Origin of the sequence: Streptomyces sp. NPDC004126 (assembly GCF_050275515.1) — a bacterium.
GTDB lineage: Bacteria > Actinomycetota > Actinomycetes > Streptomycetales > Streptomycetaceae > Streptomyces.
This window is the reverse complement of sequence record NZ_JBNNPF010000020.1, coordinates 40,124-64,855: the sequence shown is the minus strand read 5'-3', so window position 1 is coordinate 64,855 and position 24,732 is coordinate 40,124. Positions and strand designations below refer to the sequence as shown.

Annotated in this window: 22 protein-coding genes; 5 read left to right on the top strand and 17 right to left on the bottom strand. The window is 72.8% G+C overall.

The genetic code is table 11. The features are described 5' to 3' along the window. Window positions 1-400: 400 nt before the first annotated feature. The 3 genes from ACQKM2_RS20295 to ACQKM2_RS20285 form a co-directional block, all read right to left on the bottom strand. Window positions 401-1,456 (bottom strand): sulfotransferase, encoded by a 1,056-nt coding sequence (locus ACQKM2_RS20295; RefSeq protein ID WP_427711506.1) that lies wholly within the window; start codon window positions 1,454-1,456, stop codon window positions 401-403. 639 nt (window positions 1,457-2,095) lie between these two features. After that, window positions 2,096-2,743, bottom strand: a complete 648-nt coding sequence (locus ACQKM2_RS20290; RefSeq protein ID WP_427711504.1) for a GNAT family N-acetyltransferase — start codon at window positions 2,741-2,743, stop codon at window positions 2,096-2,098. 61 nt (window positions 2,744-2,804) lie between these two features. Then, window positions 2,805-3,740, bottom strand: a complete 936-nt coding sequence (locus ACQKM2_RS20285) for a RimK family alpha-L-glutamate ligase (RefSeq protein WP_427711502.1) — start codon at window positions 3,738-3,740, stop codon at window positions 2,805-2,807. 520 nt (window positions 3,741-4,260) lie between these two features. On the opposite strand from ACQKM2_RS20285, the gene ACQKM2_RS20280 reads away from it, so the two are divergent. The 3 genes from ACQKM2_RS20280 (at window position 4,261) to ACQKM2_RS20270 (ending at window position 12,876) form a co-directional block, all read left to right on the top strand. Continuing rightward, complete coding sequence (locus ACQKM2_RS20280; RefSeq protein ID WP_427711500.1) at window positions 4,261-10,890, top strand: SDR family NAD(P)-dependent oxidoreductase; 6,630 nt, start codon at window positions 4,261-4,263, stop codon at window positions 10,888-10,890. Further along, the gene (locus ACQKM2_RS20275) at window positions 10,887-12,023 is read left to right on the top strand and encodes an SDR family oxidoreductase (protein WP_427711498.1); all 1,137 of its coding nucleotides are present in this window, start codon (window positions 10,887-10,889) and stop codon (window positions 12,021-12,023) included. The genes ACQKM2_RS20280 and ACQKM2_RS20275 overlap by 4 nt, the downstream gene beginning before the upstream one ends. 253 nt (window positions 12,024-12,276) lie before the next feature. Continuing rightward, on the top strand, window positions 12,277-12,876 hold the full coding sequence (locus ACQKM2_RS20270) for a hypothetical protein (RefSeq protein ID WP_427711496.1): 600 nt from the start codon (window positions 12,277-12,279) through the stop codon (window positions 12,874-12,876). Here ACQKM2_RS20270 and ACQKM2_RS20265 read toward each other — a convergent pair. Together ACQKM2_RS20265 and ACQKM2_RS20260 are read right to left on the bottom strand one after the other, a co-directional pair. Continuing rightward, entirely contained in the window at window positions 12,837-13,172 is a 336-nt protein-coding gene (locus ACQKM2_RS20265) for a hypothetical protein (RefSeq protein ID WP_427711494.1), read from the bottom strand. The two genes, ACQKM2_RS20270 and ACQKM2_RS20265, sit on opposite strands and share 40 nt — an antisense overlap. Window positions 13,173-13,256: 84 nt before the next feature. Further along, on the bottom strand, window positions 13,257-13,730 hold the full coding sequence (locus ACQKM2_RS20260) for a hypothetical protein (protein ID WP_427711492.1): 474 nt from the start codon (window positions 13,728-13,730) through the stop codon (window positions 13,257-13,259). A gap of 214 nt (window positions 13,731-13,944) precedes the next feature. Between ACQKM2_RS20260 and ACQKM2_RS20255 the strand changes: the two genes are divergently transcribed. Together ACQKM2_RS20255 and ACQKM2_RS20250 are read left to right on the top strand one after the other, a co-directional pair. Next, the gene (locus tag ACQKM2_RS20255) at window positions 13,945-14,682 is read left to right on the top strand and encodes a hypothetical protein (RefSeq protein ID WP_427711490.1); all 738 of its coding nucleotides are present in this window, start codon (window positions 13,945-13,947) and stop codon (window positions 14,680-14,682) included. Then, entirely contained in the window at window positions 14,574-15,140 is a 567-nt protein-coding gene (locus ACQKM2_RS20250) for a YdeI/OmpD-associated family protein (RefSeq protein WP_427711488.1), read from the top strand. The genes ACQKM2_RS20255 and ACQKM2_RS20250 overlap by 109 nt, the downstream gene beginning before the upstream one ends. Window positions 15,141-15,197: 57 nt before the next feature. On the opposite strand, the gene ACQKM2_RS20245 is transcribed toward ACQKM2_RS20250, so the two are convergent. The 12 genes from ACQKM2_RS20245 to ACQKM2_RS20190 form a co-directional block, all read right to left on the bottom strand. Further along, window positions 15,198-16,250: an ATP-grasp domain-containing protein gene (locus tag ACQKM2_RS20245; protein WP_427711486.1), complete on the bottom strand. Its 1,053-nt coding sequence runs from the start codon at window positions 16,248-16,250 to the stop codon at window positions 15,198-15,200. Beyond that, window positions 16,247-16,498, bottom strand: coding sequence for a hypothetical protein (locus tag ACQKM2_RS20240; RefSeq protein WP_427711485.1), 252 nt, complete (start codon window positions 16,496-16,498; stop codon window positions 16,247-16,249). The genes ACQKM2_RS20245 and ACQKM2_RS20240 overlap by 4 nt, the downstream gene beginning before the upstream one ends. Before the next feature lie 358 nt (window positions 16,499-16,856). Then, window positions 16,857-17,309, bottom strand: a complete 453-nt coding sequence (locus tag ACQKM2_RS20235) for a hypothetical protein (protein WP_427711483.1) — start codon at window positions 17,307-17,309, stop codon at window positions 16,857-16,859. Between the two features lie 14 nt (window positions 17,310-17,323). Continuing rightward, the gene (locus tag ACQKM2_RS20230) at window positions 17,324-17,776 is read right to left on the bottom strand and encodes an HIT family protein (RefSeq protein ID WP_427711481.1); all 453 of its coding nucleotides are present in this window, start codon (window positions 17,774-17,776) and stop codon (window positions 17,324-17,326) included. Beyond that, the gene (locus ACQKM2_RS20225; protein WP_427711480.1) at window positions 17,766-18,479 is read right to left on the bottom strand and encodes a copper homeostasis protein CutC; all 714 of its coding nucleotides are present in this window, start codon (window positions 18,477-18,479) and stop codon (window positions 17,766-17,768) included. Before ACQKM2_RS20225 ends, ACQKM2_RS20230 begins: the two co-directional genes overlap by 11 nt. Before the next feature lies 1 nt (window position 18,480). Then, complete coding sequence (locus ACQKM2_RS20220) at window positions 18,481-19,149, bottom strand: HAD family hydrolase (RefSeq protein WP_427711478.1); 669 nt, start codon at window positions 19,147-19,149, stop codon at window positions 18,481-18,483. A gap of 37 nt (window positions 19,150-19,186) precedes the next feature. Next, window positions 19,187-20,329 carry a glycosyltransferase family 4 protein gene (locus ACQKM2_RS20215; protein WP_427711476.1) on the bottom strand — a complete coding sequence of 381 codons (1,143 nt, stop codon included), beginning with the start codon at window positions 20,327-20,329 and terminating at the stop codon, window positions 19,187-19,189. Beyond that, on the bottom strand, window positions 20,326-20,862 hold the full coding sequence (locus ACQKM2_RS20210) for a dCTP deaminase (protein ID WP_427711474.1): 537 nt from the start codon (window positions 20,860-20,862) through the stop codon (window positions 20,326-20,328). Before ACQKM2_RS20210 ends, ACQKM2_RS20215 begins: the two co-directional genes overlap by 4 nt. Further along, window positions 20,859-21,389: a dCTP deaminase gene (dcd, locus tag ACQKM2_RS20205; RefSeq protein WP_427711472.1), complete on the bottom strand. Its 531-nt coding sequence runs from the start codon at window positions 21,387-21,389 to the stop codon at window positions 20,859-20,861. The genes ACQKM2_RS20210 and dcd overlap by 4 nt, the downstream gene beginning before the upstream one ends. After that, window positions 21,386-22,399 (bottom strand): diiron oxygenase, encoded by a 1,014-nt coding sequence (locus ACQKM2_RS20200; RefSeq protein WP_427711470.1) that lies wholly within the window; start codon window positions 22,397-22,399, stop codon window positions 21,386-21,388. Before ACQKM2_RS20200 ends, dcd begins: the two co-directional genes overlap by 4 nt. Further along, a complete protein-coding gene (locus ACQKM2_RS20195) occupies window positions 22,396-23,448 on the bottom strand; it encodes a methyltransferase (protein ID WP_427711468.1) in 1,053 nt (350 codons plus the stop codon). The genes ACQKM2_RS20200 and ACQKM2_RS20195 overlap by 4 nt, the downstream gene beginning before the upstream one ends. Then, window positions 23,445-24,683 carry a cytochrome P450 family protein gene (locus ACQKM2_RS20190; protein WP_427711466.1) on the bottom strand — a complete coding sequence of 413 codons (1,239 nt, stop codon included), beginning with the start codon at window positions 24,681-24,683 and terminating at the stop codon, window positions 23,445-23,447. Before ACQKM2_RS20190 ends, ACQKM2_RS20195 begins: the two co-directional genes overlap by 4 nt. Between the last annotated feature and the right edge of the window lie 49 nt (window positions 24,684-24,732).

Sequence of the window (24,732 nt, the reverse complement as noted above, 5' to 3'; positions counted from 1 at the left end):
GGGGCACCGAGGATGGTCCGATGGTGCGTTCGGTACGCGAGATCTACGACGAGGAGCAGGCCGCCGACCCGGAGGCGGTGCGCGCGGCTTTGCGAGGTCCGGCATCACCGCCGCCTGCCATGGGGGCGCGGCCGACCTCCTGCTCTTCAAGGCCGACAAAGACCTTCGCTACAACACCGCCACCCACAAGGTCGCCGACGGCCCCAGGCCCATCGCGCACGCCCGGCCTCTCGGCGACCGAGGGCAGGCGCGGCGAGCCGAGGTGGCCGGCCTTCGCCCGCCGCTACAGCGTGAACCCTGCCGCCCGGTGCAGCGAGAGGTGGAGGCTTCGGAGCCCGGGACCCGGCCGGCCGGCTTCGCCGCCGTCCGCTGCGCCTCGCCCTTGAGCGCGGCCGGCGCGTCAGCGGGTGTTGGCGGGCACGGTGTCGGGGACGCCGGTGAAGAGGGCTGTCTGGCGGTCCAGGGCTCGGGTGCCCGGGGTACAGGCGTCGAGGGTGTCCGGGTCGGTGACGGGCGTGCGGTCGGTGCGGATGACGGAAGCGGCGGCCTCGCGCAGCCAGCCGGGGTGCGGGTCGGCACCGGCGAACACGGCCAGGCGGGCGAAGTGGTGCTCCGGGTCGTCGAGGATCTCCTCGTAGGACAGGGCCATCCGCCGGTCGGCCGGCAGGCTTGCCATCTCGTCGACGCCCTGGACGACGAGGTGCGACCAGAACGCGCCGAACGCGGCCAGGGGGATGGGGGACCGCATCACGAGGTCGCAGTCCACGTCCTCGGCCAGGTGGGCGAGGTGACCGGGCAGCAGCCGCACGTGTTCGGGGCCGAGTTCGAAGGGCGAGGTCAGACCGAGCAGCGTCATCGCCTGTGTGCGCAGCAGCAGTGTCCGGAAGCCGATGTGCCGGCTCATCGACAGGGCGACGGCCGGTCCGGAGCGGCTCAGGTGCACGAAACGGGCCTCGGGGAACATGGCGCGCAGGGCGGGGAGGAAGGCGAGGGAGGCGCCCGAGCGTTCCACCACCACCGAGGCGTTCTGGCGTTGCCGGAGGTGTTCGAAGAGCGCGCGGTACTGGTCGGGCAGGTTCCGGGCCGGCCAGGCGGACACGGCGCCGGCGAGTTCGTCGTGCAGCGCGTCGGGGGCGCCGGTGAGGGCCGGCAGGGTCATGTGGGAGACGGTGGGCACGCCGGTCTCGGGCCGGAACCGGCCGCTCGCGTAGGGGTAGAGCAGCTCCGGCATCGGGTGCGTGGAAGCGGCGATGGCGTCGAGGGGGCGTACGGGCCCGCCCAGCACCGCCCAGAACTCGCGGCCGCCGACCGTCCGGTCGCCGAAGCCGACGGTCCCCCGGCAGGCCACGGAGGTGAAGAACTCGTTCATGCTCAGCACGTCGGGATGCGCCTGGAGCGCGCGGGACAGCATGGTCGACCCGCAGCGTCCGCTGCCCACGACGAAGGTGATGCCCACACGTCCTCCTGTATCCGATGCCCCTGCACACGATGGCGGCATGACAGTACGTCAGCCTCGGAGCGCCGAAGCCTCATGACGGGCACGGGCAGCCGCGCCCTGCCCGGGTACGCGGCCACCGCGGGCCTTCTCCGTCCCGTCCCGGTTCATCCGAACGAGCGGTGCGGGGCCTTCCCGCCGCCGCCCGGCTCGTCTTCCGCCGGGGGCTGGTGGCCCGCGCCGGTGAACGCAGTCGCTCACAACGGGCCGTTCTGCACCCGGGTGGGCAGGCGCGGGTCGCCCAGGACGGTGATCACGGCAGGGCCGGCGGGAAGCGTGTACGAGCCGACGGGGTGGATGCCGAGATATTGGTAGAGGCGGGCTCCGGCCGCACTCGGCGTCGAAGGCGGCCATCACTCTCGGAGCGGCAGGCCCACACGTCTCCTCGACGTGACGCGCGACCTCGCTCCACTCCTCGTCCGTCTCCAAGCACGCCGAGGGCCGGCAGCACACCGGAGCCGCTCGTGCCGCTGCTTGCCGGATGGCCGTGGAGGAGATACGGGCCTTCTGCCTGAGCCTGCCCTCGCGTCCGTGGGAGTGGGACTGGGCGGTCGGCCCGGCTGCGGGCCGCTTGTCTCCGAGGCCGGGGCTGGTGCGGGTTCAGCTTCCGGTGGTGTGCTGGTCGAGGGTTTTGGTGAGCTGTTCGCGGACGTGGGACCAGTCGTCGCGGGTGATGGAGTAGAGGGCGGAGTCGCGTATGCCGCCGTCGGCGGCGAGGAAGTGGGCGCGGCGGATGCCCTCGAAGGCGGCGCCGAGGCGTTCGATGGCGGTGCGGGAGCGGGTGTTGCGGGCATCGGCGTGCAGGGAGATGCGGTGGACGTTCCACTGGTCGAAGGCCATGGACAGCAGCAGGTACTTGGTTTCGGTGTTGATGCCGGTGCGCTGGGCCCAGGGGGCGAGCCAGGTGGAGCCGATCGCCCCGGCGTCGGGGATGGTGTCGGGGTTGGCGCGGCCAGGGCGCGGGGGCCACACGCCGGCGTGCCAGTGTTCGAGGTCGCGGAGCCTGCTGGTGCCCGCGACCCTTCCGTCCTGGGCGCGCACGATGGTGTAGGTGACGGCGAGGTGGGCTTCGCCGTCGAGGCGGGCGCGTTCGATGTACCGTTCGACGGCCGCAGCGTCGGCGGGGACGTAGGTGTATCCGAAGGTGGCACGGTCCTCGGTGGCCGCGGCCAGCAGGCCCTCGGCATGGGCGGGAGCCATGGGTTCCAGACGCACCAGGCGTCCGTGCAGGGGCAAGGCATCGGGCATGCTGTCATGATCGCATCAGTGCCGTGCGGGGCCGCCCGGCCGGGCGCCGCGGTGCACCGGGTCAGCCGCCCGCCGCACGCTTCCGGCAGGCGGCGACGATCGCGGGGGCAACCTGGGGGAGGACCTCGGTCCAGTTCGGGCACGGGTTGACCTCGCACACCACGAATCCGCCGTCGGCGGTGAACAGCAGGTCGACCCCGGCCACGTCCACCCCGAGCGCCTTCGCGGCCCGCACGGCGAGTTCCTCGCCCTCGGGGTAGCGGCCCGGGCACGGGTCCGGTGTCCCTCCCCGGGCGAGGTTGGACTTGAACCCGCCGCCGGTGTTGGTGCGTACCTCGGCGGCCACCGCCTGCCCGCCGACGACCACCACGCGCAGGTCCCGGCCCCGGGAAGAGGCGAGATACTCCTGGAAGAGGTAGGGGACGTCCTGCCTGAGGCTGCCCTCGACGTCCGCGAGCATCCCCGCGTCGGGGGCGAGGAAGACCCGGCTGCCCCGGTTCCCCCGTGCAGCCTTCACCACCCGCGGCCCCTCCCACGGCCGCGTCCGCTCCACGACTTCCGCCAGCAAGGCGTCGGCGTAGGACTCGGTGTCGGGCACCGGCAGCCCGGCCGTCGCGAGGTCCTGCAACTGCTGGAACTTGTTCATGCACACCAGGTACGCCTCGGCGTCGTTGACCACCCGTACGCCCATCCGCCGGAGGTGCCGCAGCAGCGTGATCTCCCGGTCCGTGACGATCCGGTCGGTGGAGAAACGCGCGTACACCACCCGCGGCACCGCCATCGGCCGGCCGTCCAGATCGGACAGCGTCAGCTCGCCCCCGCGGATGCCGTACACGAGCCGCTCCGACAGCACGGCGCTGCCCGGCCCGAACGCCTCGCCGAACGAGGCCGCCAGGAGACGGCTGAGCCTGCCCCGCATCGCGGGCCCGAGCAGCAGCCACACCGGCGAGGCCCCGGCCTGCGGTCCGCTCTCCCACGGCTCCGCCCGTACGACCACGCTTGCCCGCCCCCCATCCGCTGGCCCCGCGGGCCGGCTCTCCCGCCCGCCTGCGGCCGTCCTCACACTTCCGCGCGTCCGGAACGGCAGGCGCACCGCCGGCCCGGTTGTCGCGAACATGATCCACATGGTGCGACGGTCGGGGCAACACCCGCGGCCGCGCGCACGGCCGGTGCCCGGAAGGGGTGTGAACGGGCGAGGTTCCGCGCCGTGCCGCACGCATCCGCCAGCCGCTCAACGCCCGGCCCCGAGGGCGTCGGCGCGGCATGGGGATCGCCGTGGCGACGGCGGCCTCGCCGTCGGCCCGGGCATGGCGGTTTCGGGCCTGTGGGTGAGTGGATTTCGGCGTTGTCCCTACCGCCGGCCGCTGACTAGGTTGTTCTTCACGATCAAGGAATCGGGGCGCCCGCGGCTGAGGGCCGGAGCGCACAGCACGAGACGGGCGCGCGGTGGGAACGGGCTTCGCCGCCGAGCGGTGTGGAGGGCGGCCGGCGCGTCCTTCACGAGTGGGAGAGCGGGCATGGCGCAGGAAAACGTGGACGGGCCGGCGGGACCGATCGCGGACCACGGTGGCGCGATCGCCGTCATCGGCATGAGCGGCCGTTTCCCCGGCGCAGGCAGTCCGGATGCCCTGTGGGACCTGCTCCTCGAAGGGCGCGAAGCCGTCTCCCGGGCGCCGGCTGACCGTCCGTGGATGCGTGAGCTGCACGATCGCACGCCGCGGACCCCCGGCCGGATCCCCACCGACCGCGGCGGGTTCCTGCCGGGGATCGACCGGTTCGACAGCCGCTTCTTCGACATGCCACCGCGCGAGGCCGCCCGTACCGATCCACAGCTGCGGATCCTGCTGGAGACCACCCACGAGGCCCTGGAGGACGCCTTCGTGCCGCGCGAGCGACTCGCTTCGGCGGCCACGGGGGTCTTCGTAGGCGCGATCTCCGGGGACTACTGGCTGCGGCAGATCCCCGACCTGGACGGCCTGGACATCTACTCCGAGCTCGGTTCGGCCTCCCGCGCCGCCTACTCCGGCCGGATCTCCTACGCGTTCGGCCTGACCGGACCCTCGCTGACCGTGGACACGGCCTGCTCCTCCTCGTTGATGGCGGTCCACCTGGCCTGTCAGAGCCTGCGTGCGGGGGAGTGCCGGACGGCTCTCGCGGGAGGCGTGAACCTGATCCTCACCCCGCACATGCACCTCACGTTCGGCTGGGCCGGAGCGCTGTCGCCCACCGGCAGCTGCAAGTTCGCCGACACCGCTGCCGACGGCTTCGTCCGCAGCGAAGGCGCGGGCATGGTCCTCCTCAAACCCCTGCACGCCGCGCTCGCCGACGGGGACCGCGTCCGCGCGGTCATCACCGGCAGCGCGGCGGGCAACAACGGCTTCACCGGCAACGGCATGGCGGCCTCCCACCAGTCCGCCCAGGCCGCCACCATGCGCAGCGCCCTGCAGGCGGCGGGTGCGGACGGCGCCGACATCGACTTCGTGGAAGCCCACGGCACGGGCACACCGCTGGGCGACCGAGTCGAGCTCACCGCGCTCGGCGAGGTACTGGTACGGCGCGCCGAAGACCGGGAGCCCTGCCTGGTGGGGTCGGTGAAGACGAACATCGGCCATACGGAGGCCGCAGCCGGCATTGCCGGGCTGATCAAGACGGTCCTGTCCCTGGAGCGGCGCCACGTCCCCGGCAACCCGCACCTCCTTGCGCCGAACCCGGCCGTCACCGCCGCCGGCAGCGCCCTGACCGTACCGGCCACCGGCCGTGACCTGGCCCCGGGGGACCGTCCGCTGCTGGCCGGACTGAACAGCTTCGGCGCGACCGGCACCAACGTCCACGCGGTCCTCGCCTCGGCCCCTCCCCGCCCGGCCGCATTCCCGCCCGGCGGACGCCCCCTGCTCCTGCCCGTCTCGGCACGGTCCCCGCAAGCCCTCGCGCACCTGACCGACGCGCACCTGACCCTGCTGGAGGAAACCACCGCAAGCCGGTCCGCCGATGCAGCCGCCCGGTGCGTGACGGCCGCCCGCGGACGCACCCACTGGGAGCACCGCCGGGCGTTCGTTGCCGCCTCCCCGTCAGGCCTCGCCGAAGAGCTCAGGCGGGCGGCCGGACAGCCGGGGGGTTCCGAGCCCAGGGAGAAGCCCCGGATCGTCTTCGTGTTCCCGGGCCAGGGGTCCCACTGGACCGGAATGTGCCGCGAACTCCTCACCGAGCAGCCCGTGTTCGCGGCCACCCTGGAACGGTGCGCGGACATCGTCGCCACGCACACGGGATGGTCCCTCACCGAAGCCCTCCACGACGACGACACCACCTGGCAGCAGCGCACCGCCCTGGTACAGCCGGCCCTGTGGGCCGTCAGCACGGCACTGTGCGACCTCTGGGCCTCCTGGGGCATCCGGCCCGACGCCGTCCTCGGCCAGAGCCAGGGCGAGATCCCCGCGGCGTACTGCGCGGGCGCTCTCGACCTCGCCGACGCCGGACGCCTCAGCTGCCTGCGCGCCGCCCTCATCGACAAGCTCGCGCCGCCCGGAGCCATGGCCCGTATTGCCGCCGGCCCGGACAGGGTCCGACGCCTCCTGGCCGAACTGGGCGTGCGTGCATCGGTGGCCGTGGAGGAGAGCGCCGCTGCCACCGTCGTCGCCGGATCGCCACGCCAGATCGAGCGCCTCGTCCGCGCCTGCGCCGACCGTGCCCTGACCTGCCGCACGGTCCAGGTCGCCTACGCAGCACACAGCGCCCAGATCGACCCGGTACGCCGCCCCCTGCTCAAGGCACTGACCGGACTCGCACCGCGTCGGGCCCGCATCCCGTTCCTCTCCACCGTCACCGGCGGCGAGGTCGGCGGATCGGACCTCGACGCCGAGTACTGGTGGCGCAACCTCAGGGAGACGGTGCGGCTGGAGCCCGCGGTCCGCGCCGCGAGCGGCCCTCGCCCGACCGTCTTCCTGCAGATCTCCCCGCACCCGATCCTCACCCCCGCGCTCGCCGCGACCACACCCGAGAGCGACACCGTGCTGGGCACGCTGTGGCGGGGAGAACCCGAACTGCTGTCCCTCTACCGGGCCCTGGCCGCACTGTACGAGGCAGGCGCGGACATTGACTGGGACGGCGTCCACGGCACCGGCCACCACCCCGTGGACCTGCCGCGCTACCCCTGGCAGCGCGAACGCCACTGGCACCAGGCGCCCTCCTACCGCTGGCCGGAGATCGGTGCCCGCCCGGGCGCCGCCCCCGCCCCCAGCGGAGCCCGCCCCCCGGCGGCCGTGTCCGACGACCCGGCGGCGCTGACGCAGGAGTCGACCGAGTCCCTGCTCGACGCCGCGCTGGACCTCGCCGGCACCGACGCCTACCTGCTCGGCCACCGCGTCGCCGACCGTCCTGTCCTGCCCGGCGCCGTCTCCCTGGAGCTGTGCCTGCGGGCCGCGGGTCCCGGCCGCGAACCGGCCGACGTCCGCTTCGAGGAGATGCTGCCCCTCGACGGCCCGACCGGCACGCGGCTGCGCGTGGCCACGGCGGGCGGCGGCACGCACCGCGTCGCGGTGGAAGGGCGAACGGTCTCCGCGACGGCCTGGACGCGCCACGCGTCCGCGACGCTCGTCCCCGCCGCCCGCACCGTCCCTGCCCGCCGCACCGAGCAGCTGCGGACCGTCCGCGCAACCGTCGCCGAGCTGACCGGCGCCGAATTCTACGAGCGGCTGTCGCGGCACGGCGGCAACGCCTGGCAAGGGGCGTTCTCTTCCGTACGGCGGGCCTGGGCGGCCCCCGACGAGTGCCTGGCCGAGCTGGACGTCCTCCTTCCCCCGCAGGGCCACCTGCTCCATCCGGCCTTCCTGGACGCCTGCATGCAGCCGGCCGTGCTGCTCGCGTCACCGGCGCCGGGCCGCCGCGGCCTGGTCCTGACAGGCCTCGACCGCGTGCACCCGCTGCGCATGCCGCCGGCCGGCCGGGCCTGGTCCCATGCCCGCGTCACAGCCCGGGACGGGGACGCCTTCACCGCCGACGTCACCGTCACCGACGACCAGAACGAAGTGATCATGGAACTGACAGGGCTCCGCGCCGCCTGGCTCACACCGCACCCCCACCCGCCGGCCCCGGAACCGGCCCGGGGAACCACACCGACGGCCGCAGCGGCCGCGGCAGAGGACAGCCCCGGCCCGCGGCCGCCCGCGCCGCCCCGCCCAGCGCCCCCGTCCAGGTCGCCGGCCTACGACAGCTGGCGGCAGACCACGGCATGGGAACCGGTCCACCTCGCCGAACCCACCACCGGTACGGGTTCCTGGCTCGTCCTCGGAGCCCTCGACGCGACCGGCCGGGCACTGACCCGAGAACTCACCCGGCACGGCCACACCGTCACCCCCGCCGCCGGCCTGCCCCAGGACCCCGACGAGATCCGTGCCCTGCTGACCGAGGCGGCCGAGGACGCGCCACTGCACGCGATCATCGTCCTCGCCACGGCACCCGCCACCGAGGACGCCCCCGACGACACCGCGCCGGACGCCCTGCAGGAGACCGCCGTCCGCTCCTGTGCCGCGTTCTCCACCCTGGTGCGCGTACTCGCCGACGACCCGCCCGGCCACCTTCCGCGCGTGTACCTGGCCACCAGCGGTGCCCGCCCCGACGCACCCGCCGGAACCGGCTCCGACCCGCTCCCGTGGGGCGCCACCCTCTGGGGTCTGGGCCCCGTCGCCGCACGCGAGAACCCGGAACTGCGCCTGACCCTGGTCGACCTCGCCGACAGCAACGCCCCCGGCACCCGCGCCCGGCTCCTGGCCCAGGTGGTGCGCTCCGACCCGCCGGAGCCCCGGCTGGCCCTCCGAGACGGCCGCGCGACGGCCCTCCGCCTCCGTCCGGGCACCACGGCCGACCACGACGGGCAGCCGACGGCCGCCCCCGCGCTGCGGCGGCTGCACACCACCGGAGGCATCCACGGACTTGCCCTCCACGACGCCCCGCGCGTTCCGCCCGGCCCCGGCGAGGTGGAGATCGAGGTGTCCCACGCCGGCCTGAACTACCACGACGTGCTCGCCGTCACCGGAACCGACGGCAACGCCCCTGCCGGTCCGCCCCGCCTGGGCTGCGAATGCGCCGGAACCATCACCGCCCTCGGCCCCGGAGTCACCGGCCTCACCGTCGGCGACCAGGTCCTCGCCTTCGCCCACCCCGCCCTCAGCAGCCACGTCCTGGCCCCCGCCGAACTGGTGCAGCCCCGTCCGGCAGCGCTCAGCCCCGCCGAGGCGGCGGCCCTCCCCGCGGCCCACGCCACCGCCTACCACGCCCTCGTCGACCGGGCACGCCTCGCCCCCGGCGAACGCGTACTGATCCACTCCGCGACCGGCGGAGTGGGACTCGCCGCACTCGACATCGCCCGCATGTGCGGCGCGACCGTGTACGCCACCGCAGGAACCCCCGCCAAACGCGCCCTCCTCGAACAGCTCGGCGTCGCCAGGGTCGCGGACTCCCGCTCCACCGACTTCGCCCGAGAGTTCCGCGACCCGGGAGGGAACGGCGGCGTGGACGTGGTCCTGGGCAGCGGCATCGGGCCCGTCGTCGAAGCCGGCTTCAGCCTCCTCAACCCCGACGGCCGCTACGTCGACCTGGCGATCAACGTCGCCGAAGGACGGCTGGCCCCGCCGACCGTGCGCGTCCTGCCGGCCGAGGACGCCGGGGAGGCGTTCTCCCTGCTGGCCCGGTCCGGACACACCGGGAAGGTCGTACTGGACTTCCCCCGCCCCGCTTCCCCCGCCGCCGATCCCGCACCGCCCGGCCCCAACCTCCGACCCGACGCCTCCTACCTCGTGACCGGCGGCCTCGGCGGCCTCGGCGGCCTCGTCGCCCGCTGGCTGGCCGACCGCGGCGCCCGGCACCTGATCCTCACAGGCCGCACCCATCTGGCGTCACTGCCGGACGATGCCCCCGCCCTCGGCCTACTGAGGGAACTCGACGCCACCGGAGCCCGCGTCGAGTACGCCGTCCTCGACGCGGCCGACGCATCCGGTCTCACCTCCCTGCTCGAACGCCGCGCCGCGGCGGGCCTTCCGCCCGTCGCCGGCGTGGTGCACACCGCGGCCGTACTCGAACCGGGGCCCGTCGCCCACCTGACGCCGGACCTCCTCGACCGCACCCTCCGGCCGAAGGTCGCCGGCACCTGGGCCCTGCACCGGGCCTTCAGCGACCACGCACTGGACTTCTTCACCCTCTTCTCCTCCGCTGCCTCCACCTTCAGCGGACTCACCCTGAGCCGCCATCTCGGCGCCTACGCCGCGGCGAACGCCTTCACCGACTCCCTCGCCGCCCACCGCCGCTCACGCGGCCTGCCCGCCACCGTCATCAACTGGGGCTACTGGACCCAGGTCGGGCTGGCCGCCCGGCTCAGCGACCAGAGCGGCCACGACGTCCGGCCGCGCGGCATGGGCCCGATCGCTCCCGACGACGCGCCCGGCCTGTTCGACGCCTGGCTCACCACCCCCGGGAACCACCTCGTACAGCCGCCTCCGGACTGGCCGTCCTACTTCGCCGCCTACCCGCACGACGCCGCCGACCCCCTGCTCGGCCCCCACCCCGCCGCACACCCGACCCCGCCCCGAGGGACTGCGGACCCGGAGCCCGTACGCCTGCCGAAGTCCAGGCCGGAACCGTGGACGCCGCCGCGGACGGCCGCCGACACCACCTCCGGCCCGGTACCGGGCGCCGCACACCCGGCGGCCTTCGAGCCGGCAGGGCACGACGCCCGGCCCGGCGAGGAGCACGGCCTGCCCGCCCCCGCATCGGCACCGCCGTCCGCCGCGGCAGCCGGCGAGGCGGCCCCACCACAAGGACCGCGGGAAGACGAACCGGCCCCGGCGACGACCGACACCGCGAAGGCAGCCCTCGCGGCCGCCCGAACAGCCGCCCGCCCCGGGCCGGCGGCCGTCACCGAGTTCATGGTCACCCAACTGGCCCGTGTCCTCGGCCTGCCTGCCGAACAGGTCGACACCACCCGCCCCATGAACCGCCTCGGCCTCGACTCCATCATGGCCGTCGAACTGCGCGGCGCGCTCCGCCGCACCCTCGACGTCGACATCCCCGTACCCCTCCTCCTGGGCTCCGAGAGCCTGCGCTCCGTAGCCGCCAGGATCGCCACCGACGCGGGCACCACCACGGGCCCGCACGCATGACCGAACGCCACCCCCAGCCGCGCCACGTACTCCTCACCGGCGCCACCGGCAGCCTCGGCAGCCGCGTGTGCGTCCGCCTGCTGGACCACGCCACCCTCGTCCACTGCCTGGTCAGGGGCCGGGACCAGCAGGAAGCCACCGCGCGCCTCCAGCACCGGCTGCACGACGACCACCTCACCGACATCAAGCACCAAGGCCGCCTGCACGCCGTACCCGCCGACATCACCCGCCCGCTGCTCGGGCTCACACCCCGCTCCTACGACGCCCTCGCGCAGACTGTCGGCGTCATCGTCCACTGCGCCGCGACCGTCAACCTCGCCGCCGGCTACGACCCGCTCGCACCCGTCAACGTCCACGGCACCCGAGCGGTGATCGCCTTCGCCGAACACGCCGCAGCCCTCACCGGACGCCGACCCCGCCTGTGCGCCGTCTCCACCCTGGGCACCCTCATCGCCGCCCGCTCCGCAGGCCACCCCGTCGTCGACGAGAACACCCCCGCCACCGCCGAGACGGCAGGCCCCCTCGGCTACCCCAGGAGCAAGGCCGCCGCAGAAGGCGAACTCCGCGCCGCGGCAGCCCGAGGGGCCTCCATCACCCTCCTGCGCCCCGGCATCATCACCGGCGACCCCCGCACCGATGCCACCCCCTTCGGATCTGACCTCCTCGCACCCCTCCTGCGCGCGGCCGTGGCCCTGCGCGCCGCCCCCGACACCCCAGCCGGACTTCCCCTCGACACCGCCGACGCGGTGAGCCGTGCCACCGCCGTCCTCGCCCTCCACCCGGAATCAGCAGGCCGCACCTTCCACCTCGTCAGACGGCGCCCCTTCATGCTCCAAGCCCTCTTCGCCGCCGCACGCCGCGCCGGCCACCGCCTCGAACCGCTGCCCGCCGACCGCTGGTGGCAGAGGCTCGACACACGCACCGACCACCCCGACGTCAAGGAAATGATCATGCTGGAGGGCGTCTACCGCCGCACCTTCACCCACGACGCCGACCACGGCCACCTCGCCCCGGACGTGCGAGCCGACGCCACCTCGACCTTCCTCGAACAGGCCGGAATCCAGTCCGCAGCACTCGACGACGACTACCTCGACCGCCTCGTCCCCCACCTCACGGCCGGAGCGGCCCGGTGAACACGACCGACCTCCGCACCCGCATCGAGGCACTACAGCCCCGATCGACGTCCCACACCACATCAGCGGCGCTTCCAGCAGGACGGGGCGGCGAACTGGTGGTTCCCCCGGGACTGCGGCAGACGCGGCGTGAGCCTGGAACACGGCGTCGACCTCGTGGCGCTTTGGCATGTTCACTTCTGAGAAGATGGCCGCTCCGGAACGTTGAGGTGCGGGCCGCGGCAGAGGCCTGCCCGGCCCGGAGAAGGGCGAGATGAGCATGCGTACGTGGACGCGCACCGCGTCGGCGATGGTGGGGGCCGTGACCGCGGCCGCCCTCGTGACCGGCTGCAACGGCCTGCCCGCCAAGGGCTCCGCCGCAGCGTCGCCGGCGGCCAAGCCGGGCGCCAAGAAGACGTACCGCATGGGCGAGGAGAGCTGGCTCCAGGAGAGCCAGAAGGTCGACTCGAAGGACGCCAAGTACACGGTGACCCCGCTGGACGTGCGCACCGGAACCCAGGCCGACCTGGACAACTCCGGCCTGGAGAAGGACGACAAGGACGGCCCCCAGATCCCCGTCTTCGTCCGGTCGACCCTCACCCACAAGAGCGGCACGCCCATGAAGATCGGCGACATGGACGGCGGCCTGATGATCCGGACGGATTCGGGCCTGCGGACACGCGCCCTGATCGTCCTCATGGGCAGGGCGAAGTGGAACGACTGCCCCTCGACCCCGAGCGAGAAGACCCTCGCCCCGGGCCAGTCGGAGAAGATCTGCACCGCCTTCCTGATCCCGGCGAACCAGAAGCCCGCCGCCGTCGAACTCTTCCGCGGCTACAACGCGGAACCGTGGGAGTGGCCCACCGCCGGCTGACCGCCGCCACCTGCGCCCGCCCGGCGGGACGCCCGGCGGTTGGTGAAGCGGTCCGCCGCGGAGCCGGCCGGGCGGCGGGCGGGAGGAGGTCCTGCCCGGACCCGTACACGGGTCCCCGCCCGCCGCCCCGTACGCCCCGCGCCCTGCACCCGGATCTCCCGGCGCCGCAGCGCGTCCCGCAGCGACACCAGCACGCACAGCTCGTACGGGATGCGCTCGACGCGGCCGCGCTCGTCCACCACCGCCTTGCGCCACTCCTCGCGCACCACCCCGGCCGGCGGGACACTCTCCGACACTCCTCGAAGAACGCGCCCTCCTTCGCGATCGGCTGGTCCAGGTACCGCTTCAACAGATCGATCGCGTCCATCACCGGCGCACCGTCACGCGGCACCGTGAACAGTGGGGGCGTCCTCGTCAGTGAGGAAGTGGACGTGGCGCAGTTCGGCGGGCGCCGACGGGCCGAGGCCGACCAGGTCGTCGTCGAGCCGGACCTCCTGCCAGAACTCGGCTTCGGTCGCCGCGGTCCCGAGAACCGCCCACGGCGCACCGTACTCCGTCTGCGCCACCCACAACGCGAGGGACGGGCGGCCGGGCCCGAACAGGTCGTCGCCGACGGGGACCTCCTGCATCTCGGCGACCACGCCCGACGTGTGCGGGTGGGCGCACAGGTCCTGCAGGTGCCGCTGCTCCCACTGGTCGCGGAGGTGTTCGGCCGCCGCGTCGGCGATACGGTCGGCGGCGTCCAGTGCTCCCTGGTCGGCGTTGGAGGCGGCGGGCCGCTTCACGCGCACGAGCAGCTCGCGCCCGCACGGCTGGTGGCGGAACAGCCTGAAGATCGTGACCGGGGAACCCATGGGCCCATTGTGCCGTCCGCCGCACATTCCAAAGGCGCCGCCTCCTCCGATCCCCGCCGGTGCCTTCGGGCGGGGCCGTTCCGTCGAACAGAAGAGGGAACCGACAACGAGACAGGCGGCCGGCGGCTCAACGAGATGTTCACCCTGAACCGCATCATTGACGGCGACCCCTTCCACGTGAAGATCACCCCCTGAGCTCCCGCGGAGAACACCGATGGCTCTCATCGCCGACTACAGCACCACAGCCCGACCCGACCGCGGGATCATCCAGGTGTACGACTCCGACGCCTACACCGGCGACGACGAGACCCTGCAGAAGGCGAGGACCCAGGTCGTCGCCGGCAACGGCTACCACCTGTACCTGCACAGCCTTCAGCCGGACATCCCGGTAGAGATCGTCATCAGGATCTGGGACACCCCGCAACAGCCTCCCGTGGACGCCGAAGGCGTGACTGCGGTGACCCTGGAAGTCGCGACGGGCCTACTCGTCGTGAACCAGCTGAGCTACGGCCCGGCGGGAGAAGTAAGCCTGCCCCAACCCGGCGTCTACGAAGGACATGCTGCCTGGAAGGGGCGGAAGGAGACGGCCGCCCACTACGGATCAACGATCCGACGCGCAGCCGAAGAACAGTGGAGCCCAGAGCAGATTGGAAGCTCATGGGGAGAATGCCCCGCTGCTGAACAGTACGCATTCGACCTGTGGCTCATCAGGGAATCCGAACCTGACGACGATGCCCTGGACCATTTCCAGGAAGCGGTGGAGGCCGAGACGCGACGCCCGGACATCGGAAGTGGCAGTCTGCCGGAACCGGCCCTGGCCATGCGGGCGATAGCCTGTGCCGCATGGATGAGATCACGGGGGTGGAGACCATCGCTTTCGCGGACGCTGCGGCGTTCGAGAGCTGGCTGGCCGAGCACTACATGCGCCAGGAGGGCGTGTGGATCAAGGTAGCCAAGAAGAAGTCCGGCATTCCGACGGTCACCGACGACGAGTTGGTCGACATCGGGCTGTGCTACGGCTGGATCTCTGGGCAACGGCGGTCGTTCGACGAGCAGTACTACCTGCAGAAGTACGTGCCACGTCGGCCCAAGAGCCTGTGGTCACAAGTGAACGTGGACAAGGTGGCGGTGCTGACGGCCACGGGGCGGATGCGCGAACCCGGGTTGGCCGAGGTGCGCAGGGCGCAGGAGGACGGGCGATGGGCGGCGGCCTACGAGTCTCAGAAGACGGCGACGGTACCGTCCGACCTCGCGGCGGTGCTCGATGCGAACCCTGAGGCCAAGAGGGCGTTCGAGGCGCTCGACAAGACCGGGCGCTACCTGCTGATCCTTCCGCTGCTTCAGGCGCTCACGCCGCAGGCCAGGCAGGTCCGGCTCGACAAAGCCCTGCACATGCTGGGCGGCGGGTGACAGCGCGGAATGAGCCGGTGGTCCCAAGCCCGAGGTGGCCGCGCCCATGGAGCGGCGCTACCGCAGACTCACCAAATGAGCTGACGTCTCAGGGGTCGCGTCCGCCACGGGCGTCGCAGCCCCTGCGGCCTTCGCTGCGGTGTCGACCAGATAGTCCGCGAAGTGCTCCGTCAGCGGCTCGCCGGTGATCGGCTCCAGGAACAGGAACTGCCCCTGCGGGTTGACCTCCAGCCAGACGGGCTCGCCCTCCGGGGTGAGTTTCAGGTCGATCACCCCCATCGGCAGCTCCAGCCGGTCGAGGGTCCTGCGGACCAGCCGGGCCAGGTCCTCGGGGACCGGCCACCGCCTGATCGGGACGCGGAGGTCGGGCCGCCAGTCCAGTTCCTCCGTCTCGATCAGCGCCGCGAACATCCGGTCGCCGAAGCAGTTGAGCCGAATGTGGTGCCGCCCCGGGACGTACTCCTGGTAGGTCGCCGGGCACACCGCGAAGGACTCCGCGGGCAGCGACAGCGGGTCGTCGATCCACTGGGTGAGGAGGGAGGGGCCCGGCGCACCCACGACGGGCTTGACGATGACCCGCCCGACCTCGCGCGTGAAGTCGACGACCTCGTCGCGCGACTGCGTGATCAGCGTCCGCGGCACGCGGAAACCGGCCTGCTGGGCCACCCACAGCTGGTAGACCTTGTCCCCCGCGCGGTCGGTCGCCTCCGGCGGGGAGATCCACTCGCCGCGGAACGAGGCGGCCAGGATGCCCGCCAGCGCTCCACGGCAGTCGTTGTTCACCAGGGTGACCTGCTGCGCGCCGACCTCCCCGTCACCCGATGTCACGCCGGACATGGTGAGCTGGTCCGCCCGTGCACGGCGCCACCACAGCAGCTCCGCCTCGCCGGGGGCCACCGTCCGGCCCTCCGACGTCAGCACGGTGGCCGAGGAGCCGGAGCCCCCGACCGAGCCGTCTTCCGGTAGCACTCCGGCCAGCTCCCAGGACAGGCCCGGCCTGCCGCTCACCGAGTCGCATTCCACGATGTGGAACTCCTCGCCGCGGGCGCGGACGGCGAGCTGGACGGCGACGGCGTGCAGGTCCTCGTGGTACGACAGGGCCAGGATCATGCCGCGTCGCACTTGTCGCAGCAGCAGTTGGGGCCGCACCCCGTCTCACAGGTGTGGCCGGCCAGCGCCTCGGCGGAGATCTCCATGCCTGTGGTGGCGCGCAGGGTCACCTCCCAGGCGCGCAGCTCCTCGGGGGTCTTCAGTTCGACGAATCCGGTCGCCTGGGTGCTGAATATGACGGGCGGGGCCATGTTGTGGAAGCCCTCACCGCTCTGGTCCAAAGGTTCGCCCAGCTGGAAGCTGTTCATGGTCACGGCCTCCCTCGGTCGTATCTGTCGCCCCCGAGTCCTGATTGCGGATTGCTTCTTCTTCCACTGAACCACCGCCGTACTGGGGGCGCATCCGCTCGGGACGCATAGTGGAGCGTTCAAGTACACGCTGGCACAGGGAGGTTAGGGCGCCGGGGGAGATGCGAGGGCGCCCAAAGATTGCTCCGTCAACCACCCGCCCCCACGTGGGTCTGGGCCTGGACCGCTGAAAAGACCTTCCACGCGGCGTGCGGCCCCGGGAACCTTGGCGAGGCCCTTGCGATCTCCCTTACATGGGCGACCACCAGCGCTCCCTGATGCTACGGAGACGCCCTCGGCCTGCCGGCCGGCGTCAGCCCTAGCGGGAGATCTGCAGGAGCCAGGGGCTGGGGTTGGTGAGGGTGACAAGTTCCTTGTGCGTCGTGTCGCCGGGCAGGGGGACGACCAGCCACAGGCCGGGCGGGAAGAAACGGCTCTTGGTGTAGGCGAGGCCGCCGTAGACGGAGCGGAGGAAGGCGGGGACCGAGTCGCGCGGGACGTCGAGGAACTCGACGTGGTCCACCGTGATGTTCGCGTCGTCCTCGGGGAAGAGGCGGACGCTGACCGTGGGCGTGCCTTCGAGGTCGACGAACGCCTCGTGCGGCAGCGAGCCGTCGGGGTCGAGGGTGGTGCCGATGTCGGCGGTCGTGCGGCGCGAGGTGCGGTCCGCGCCGATGTCGTCGGTGACGGTCATCTTCAGGCGGTGGTCCTGCGCGATCTCGCGTATCGCGCGGACGGCCGACTCGGTCGTCGGAAGGTGAGGGGGGTTCATGGTGGGATCATTCCTCATGGGAGCGGGCGCCGGGACCCGGGGTCGAGGATGCGGCGTCGGGTCGCGGCGAGGGTGGCGGCGTCGGCCCGGGTGGCCTGCCAGGGGCGGTGCAGGTGGTCGGCTTCGCGCCGCGGGACGAGGTGGACGTGGAGGTGGAAGACGTCCTGCCAGCCCGCAGGGCGGTTCGCCTGGAACAGCGTCATGCCGTCCGGGGCGAACACCCCGCGCAGCACCCCAGCCATGCGGTGGGCGGTGCGCATGACGGCCGCGGCGTCGTCCTCGGTGATCTCCCAGATGTCGGTGGCGTGACGGCGGGGGATGACGAGGGTGTGGCCCTCCATCACCGCCGTGTGGTCGAGGAAGGCGATCGTGGACTCGTCCTCGTGGAGGATCTCGGCGTGCAGGCGGCCGGACACGATGTCGCAGAACTCGCACGGTCGGACGGCCGGGGTCGTTTCAGCCGGCATGGGCGTACGGCTCCTGGTGGGCGGCGCCGTCGAGGAGGCCGCGCCAGTGGCGGACCGCGGCGGGGTCGATCGGCGTGTTCCAGCCGCCGTGGCGTACCGAGGTGCCGAGGTGAAAGGCGCGGATGCCGTGGGCCCGCAGCGCGGGAACGTGGCCGGGGAGGAGCCCGCCGCCCGCCATGACGGAGACGGCGGGGGCGGGCGCGGCCGGTTCCGAGAGGAGGACGTCCAGCCCGTCCGCGACACCGGCGACGGAGCCGGCGGTGAGGATCGTGTCCAGGCCGGGCAGGGCGTGGAGGGCGCGGCGTACCGCGGCGCGGTCCGCCGCGTGGTCCATGGCCCGGTGGAAGGTCCAGCGGCAGCCGGGCACCGCGGCGAGGACGGCCGTCATCGCCGGCAGGTCCAGCGCCGCCCCCGGGGTCAGGAATCCGAGGACGAACGCGTCGGCCCCCGCTGCCCGCAGGGCCGCGGCCGTGTTCCGCAGCCGCTCCGGGTCGGCCGCCCGGAAGCCGCCGTGGTCGCGGAGCATGACCCGGAGCGGCACGTCCACCGACGCCCGGACGCGGCGGAACTCCGCGAGGGCCGGCGTCATGCCGTCGGCGTGCATGTCCGTGGCCACTTCCAGCCGGTCGGCGCCACCGGCGACGGCGGCCACGGCCTCCTCGGCGGAGGTGACGACCACTTCCAGTACGGGGTCGGGGATCATCTCAGCCCTCCGTCCGCGCCGTGCCGGCCGGCGTCCGGAAGACCGGGGGCCACGGGACGTCCACCAGGTCGGCGACGAGGAGGTCGGCGTCGGCCAGGGAGGAGCGGGTGTGATCGGAGGCGATGGCCACCACCCGGGCGCCGGCTGCCCTGGCCGCGGCCACGCCGGCCGGCGCGTCCTCGAACACCACGGTGGCGGACGGTGCCACGCCGAGGGCGCCGCATCCGGCGAGGTAGCCCTGCGGGTCGGGCTTGCCCCGCGTCACGTCGTCGGCGGTGATCATGACGTCGAAGTGGGAGAGCGCCCCGATGGCCGCGAGCTCCGAGCGGGCGTAGGCGCGGGTGCCGGAGGTGACCAGCCCCACGGGCACGCCCGCGGCGCGCAGCCGTGTGACGAGTTCGAGGGCGCCCGGTATCGCCTCGACGGCGGGCATGTCGGGCAGGGTCGTGTAGTGGAGGGCCTCGGCGAACAGCTCGTCGACGGTCGCGCCGGCGAACCGGTGCACGTGGTCGAGGAGCGCTTCCCTGCCCGGCCGGCCGGCGAATCCCCGGATCGTGTCCTCGTCGAACGGGACGTCGTGGTTGCGGAAGAGTCGCGACCACGCCTCACGGCTTCGGGGCTCCGTGTCGATCAGTGTGCCGTCCAGGTCGAACAGCGCGGCAGCGTACATGTGGGTCCTTCGGCGTCGAAGCGGGTGGGGGCGGTGGTCAGGCCGACTGGCGGGACAGGGCGGCGAGTTCACGGGCGGTCGCGGACAGCGGGTACCGTGCGGCGTTGGACCGGCCGGCCGCCCGCAGACCGTCCAGGGGGCTGCGGTCCGAGACCAGGCCGGCGAGGGTCGCCCGGGCCCCGTGGGGGTCGGCGAGGATGCCCAGGGGCAGTGCCGAATCCCCGAGGGCGTCGACCAGTCCCGGGACCGGCTGGTAGGCCACGGGCAGGCCGCAGGCCTGGGCCTCGATCGCGGTGAGCCCGAAGGCCTCCAGCTTCGCCGAGGGGATGACCAGGAGGTCGTGCTCGGCGAAGGCGGCCCACAGGGCGGGACGGCTCAGCCAGCCCAGGTAGCGCGTGGTGGAGAGGTCGGCGACTTCGGCGAGCCGCCGGAATTCCAGCGCCGGGGCCGCCATGCTCAGGCTCAGGCCCGGGATGCCGGCGACGGTGGAGACCAGTTCGGCGGCGCCCTTCTCCGCGGTCAGCCGCCCGGCGTAGAGGACCCGCAGCTCCCGGTCGTCGCGGGCGGACCGCACCGGCGGCCGGTGGAGCAGGTGGTCGGGGATGCCCCAGGGGACGTGGACGATGCGGCCGGACTCGACCGGGGCGAGCAGGCGCAGCTGGTCGGCCATGGCGGGAGTGGGGACCACGATGATCCGGGCGGCCGCGGCCGCTTCGCGCAGTACCTCGGCCTGCGTGGGGTGCTTCGCGGCGAACAGCAGGTCCGTTCCGTGGACCAGGGCGATCGCGGGATGCTCCGGAAAGGCCCGCAGCAGCGCCGGAGTGGCTCCGAACGCGAGGTGCTGGAGGTGCAGCACGTCCTGCTCGCCGGGACGGAAGCGCCGGGTGAGCTGCTCGGTGAGCCGGCCGACGTAGGACCAGAAGCCCGGGCCGTCGAGCTGTTTGCCCGGTACGTCGAGCAGCGCGGGCACCGGACCCGCGGCCGGCACAGGGCCCGCGGTCGCCGCCGGGCCCGCGGTCGCCGCCGGGCCTGCGGCCGGAGCCGGCGCACCGTCAGGAGCCAGCATGAACACGTTCGACGCGCCGAGCGGGCCGTCCGGGTCCAGGTAGATGTCCCGGAGCAGTTCGACGCTGCCGCCGGGGCTGCCCCAGGGCAGGTCGAGGCCGGTCAGGACCCTCATCCGGTGCCTCGCAGCTCTTCGTACAGCCGTGAGATGTCGATCCCGTCCGTCCTCGTGTACTTGCGGCCCTCGTACTGGTAGCTGGTGGCCGTTCCGGCGGTGGCCAGGAAGACGATCTTCCCGAAGGGCATGCGAGGGTAGACCCTGACGGGCCGGGCCACCTGGATCTCCAGGGTCCAGTTGATGGAGTGGCCCACGTGCCCCAGGGGAGCGGACACGTGGACCCAGATGCCCAGGGCGCCGAGGCTGCGGTCACCGTTGATCATCTGGGCGTAGCGCTCCGAATGCGTGCGCTCGTGCGTGACGCCCAGGTAGAGCACGCCCGGCTGCAGGACCATGCCCTCCGGCGGGATGACGAGTTCGGTGGCGCGGGTGGCGGCGGCCGCGTCCAGTTCCTCGCCCTCGCAGATCCGGATCAGGTCGCCCAGGTGCCAGTCGTACGCGTTGGGGGAGACTCGTCCGGCGTCGAAGGGCTCGATGGTGATGTCGCCCTGCTCGACGGCCGTCAGGATGGCTTCGCGTGTGAGGATCATGACGTCGGCACCGGTGCGTCTTTCCAGTAGCGGGACGCCTGCGGCCCGTCCGAGGACTGGTACTTGCCCTCGTAGAGGTCGACCCGCCCGAGCGACACGAAGAACATGATCTGGCCGATCTTCATGCCGGGGTACACCCGCAGCGGCCGGACCGGCGACAGCATCAGGGTCCACTGGCCGTGGAAGCCGATGTCCCCGATGGGTGCCGTGATCTCCACGAAGAGACCCAGGCGGCCGACCGACGAGCGCCCGAACAGCAGCGGCACGTACAGGTCGGAGCCCACGCTCTCCAGGGTGTGGCCGAGGTAGAGCTGCCCGGGCTGCAGGACGTAGCCCTCCTCCCCGATGGTGATCTCGCGCGTCGGGTTGGGGCGGTAGGGGTCGATGACCTCGTCGGTGTACGTCAGCAGCCGGTCGCCCAGGCAGACGTTGTAGCTGTTCGGGTTGACCTGTTCCGGCCGGAACGGCGAGATGACGACGCGCCCGTCGGCCGCCGCGTCGGTGATCTCGGGACCTGTGAGGATCACGGCTTCCTCCCCGTACGGCCGGTGCTCCCGGCCTGGAAGTCAAAGTCCACCCTGTCTTCGATGCCGAGCTCCCGGCACAGCCGCCGCACGCCGCTGAAGTCGGTGACGAGCAGCTCGGAGAGCCTGCCGCCGCCGGTGCGGGAGTCCTCGATGATGTCGCGGGCCTTCGGGATCCCGGTGAACTCCAGCACCTTCAGCCACCAGTCGAAGTCCTCCGCGCAGAAGGCGGTGATGCCCGCGGGCAGGGAGGCGGTGAAGAATTCCTGCTGTTCGCGGGAGAGACGGACGAAGACGTCCTTCATGATCTCGATCATCACGGGGCCGTGCGCGGACTCGTCGCGCGCGTGCAGGCGGGCGATCAGGGAGTGCATCGGCTGCACGGTGGTGTCCTGGGCCATCAGGTCGAGGAAGGCGTTCACGCTGACCTCGCCGACCGTCGTCCACAGCAGGTAGAGGAGGTCCTTCTGCCAGCGTTCGCCGGCCGCCCCCTCGGCGGCGTACAGCAGGCGGTTGGTCACCGGGTGCTCGGCGGCGGGCTCCTGCGTGATCTGCCGGGCCTCCCGGGTCCGCTGGGTGCCGAGCATGTGCATGTAGGTGTGCCACACCTCGTCGATGTACGACTGCCGGACGATCTCCTTGACCTCGAAGCGGTCCACACCCGGGAAGACGGCGCTGCCGAGCTTCTCGAACGTCGGGTTGACCACGAACTCCTCGGCGGCGATGACGCGTTCGTTGTACGCGATCCAGCCGAGCGTGTTCACCCGGCGGCGCTTCTCCTCGGACGCCGCCTGGAAGTCGGGGTGCTCGCCGAACGGCATCAGCGCGACCGGGTAGTCGAGGAGCTCCGGGTCGTACTCCTCGTAGCCGGTGACCTTGTCCATGTCGGTGCGTACGGTGGCCCGCCTGGGCCAGGCGGCGGCCAGCCGCCGCAGGGTGCCGGGGCCCACCTCGTGGTCGGTGGCCTCGATGGGGTGCGGGCTCAAGGTCGCGGGTTCCTCCGTCGTCTTCATGCGTCACCGTCCTCCGCCGCGGCCGGGGCGGCCTCGATCATCCGGTAGCCGTTGAAGCCGACCGGGTCGCCGATGCGGGTCAGGCGGAGCCCGGCGGCCTCCAGCAGGTGCGTGAACTCCTCCTCGGTCCGCTCCCGGCCGCGGGTCAGGACCAGCAGGTTGAGGTCGCTCACCGCGAGGAAGGGGTCGGTCGCGGCGTCCACGACCGGGGGTGCCACGACCTCGACGACCAGAACCCGGGCCGTGTCCTTCATGGCTTCGCGACAGTTGCGCAGGATCCGCACGCAGCTCTCGTCGTCCCAGTCGTGCAGCACGCTCTTGACCACGTACAGGTCGCCGCCGGCCGGAACGGAGTCGAAGAAGTCGCCGGGGGCGACCTCGCAGCGGTCGGCCACGCTGGCGGCCGCCAGGACGGCCGGGGCGCCGGACACCCCGGAGGCGGTGTCGACGAGCACGCCGCGAAGTGCGGGCCGGTGTTCCAGGACACCGGCGAGCAGGGCGCCCGAGCCCCCGCCGACGTCCACGACGGTGTCCACGCCCGTGAAGTCGTACAGCCGGGCGATGGCCTGGGCCTCCATGCCGGCGCTCACCGCCATCGCCGCGTTGAACTCGGCGGCGAGTTCGGGCTCGGCCGCGAAGTGGGAGAACACCGACCCGCCGGTGACCGACTCGACCGCCGGTTCCCCGGTGCGTACGGAGTCCAGCAGCCGGCCCCAGGAGGCCCAGACGCCTTCGGAGAAGTACGGCATGAGCATGGGGCGGACGGAGCCGGGTACGTCGGCGCGCAGCGGGGCGCCGGCCGGGGTCAGCCGGAAGGTGCCGGTCCCGGTCTCCTCCACCAGGCCGAGCGAGGCGAGGCCGCGCAGCAGGCGGCGCAGGGAGGGCGCGTGCGCGCCGGTCCTGCGGGCCAGTTCGGCGGGCGGGAGGTCCTCTTCGGCGAGGGCGTCGGGCAGGCCCAGCCGGGCGGCGACGTGAATCATCTGTGCGGGGATGAAACCGAAGGCGAGGCGGTACAGGTTGGCCGCCGCCATCGGATCGCTGATCGTCACGAACTACTCGTTTCACGGTGTTCTGGGTCAAAGGAAATGGGAAGTGCGGTGAGTCCGCACAGGATGCTGATCTGCCGCCACCGCAGCTCCTCCGGGGCCACCCGCAGGGCGATGTCCGGCAGCCGGCCGAGCAGGCCTGCGAAGGCGGTGGCCGCGAGCATCCGTGCCAGGGGTGCGCCCAGGCAGAAGTGGATGCCGTGGCCGAACGCCAGGTGGGGGTTGGGTTCCCGCCCGATGTCCAGGCCGTCGGAGCCGGAGAAGACGAGCGGGTCCCGATTGGCCAGGGACAGACCGATGTTGACGACGGATCCGCGCGGGATCAGGGTGCCGCCGACGACGGTGTCCTCGATCGCCACGCGCAGGGAGGACTGGCCGGCCGAGCCCTCGTACCGCAGCAGCTCCTCCACCGCGGCGGGCAGCAGCGACGGCTCGTCCCTGAGCCGTCGCAACTGCCCGGGGTGGCGGAGCAGGGTCAGCAGGCCGTTGCCGATCAGGTTGGTCGTGGTCTCGTGGCCGGCCACCAGGAGCAGCACGGCCAGGCCCACGAGCTCCTCGTCGGTCAGGCTGTTGTCCTGCTCCTGCGCGACGACGAGGGCGCTGAGCAGGTCGGGCTGCTCGTCGGGTGACGCCGAGGCCCGTACGGCGCCGCGCTTCGCCGCGACCAGCCGGGTGAAGTAGCGGTGCAGCCGCCGGGAGCGCTCCTCGCGGCTGCGGGGGCCCGCGGTGGTGGACAGGGTGTGGTCCGCCCAGGCGCGGAAGGCCGCCCGGTCCCCTGTGGGCACGCCGAGCAGCTCGCAGATGACGAGCACCGGCAAGGGGAAGGCGAGGTCCGCGATGACGTCGGCGCGGCCCGTGGGAGCCACGGCGTCGAGGAGTTCGCCGACCACCCGCTCGGCGGTGGGGGCGAGCGCGGCCACCCGGCGCCGGGTGAACCCGTGCGAGACGAGGCGGCGCAGCCGGGTGTGGTCCGGTGGGTCGTTGTTGGCCATGGGGGAGTACGCGGCGGCCGCCGCCGCATGTCCCAGCCGCCGCGGGTCGTTCGACAGCCCCGGTGCGGCGAAGGCCTCGCGGGCCTCCGCGTATCCGGAGACCAGCCAGTACGAGAACCCGGTCTCCTCCCGTACGAAGCGCACCGGTGGTTCGGCACGCATCCGGCGGTGGACGGCGTCGGGTTCCGTGAGCAGCCGGTAGGGGCTGAAGTCGAGCAGTGGAGCGAGCTCCGGCGGCGTTTGCACGTGTACCCCCTGTTCTGGCCGAGGGCAACACCTTCGCACCGGCGGTCCG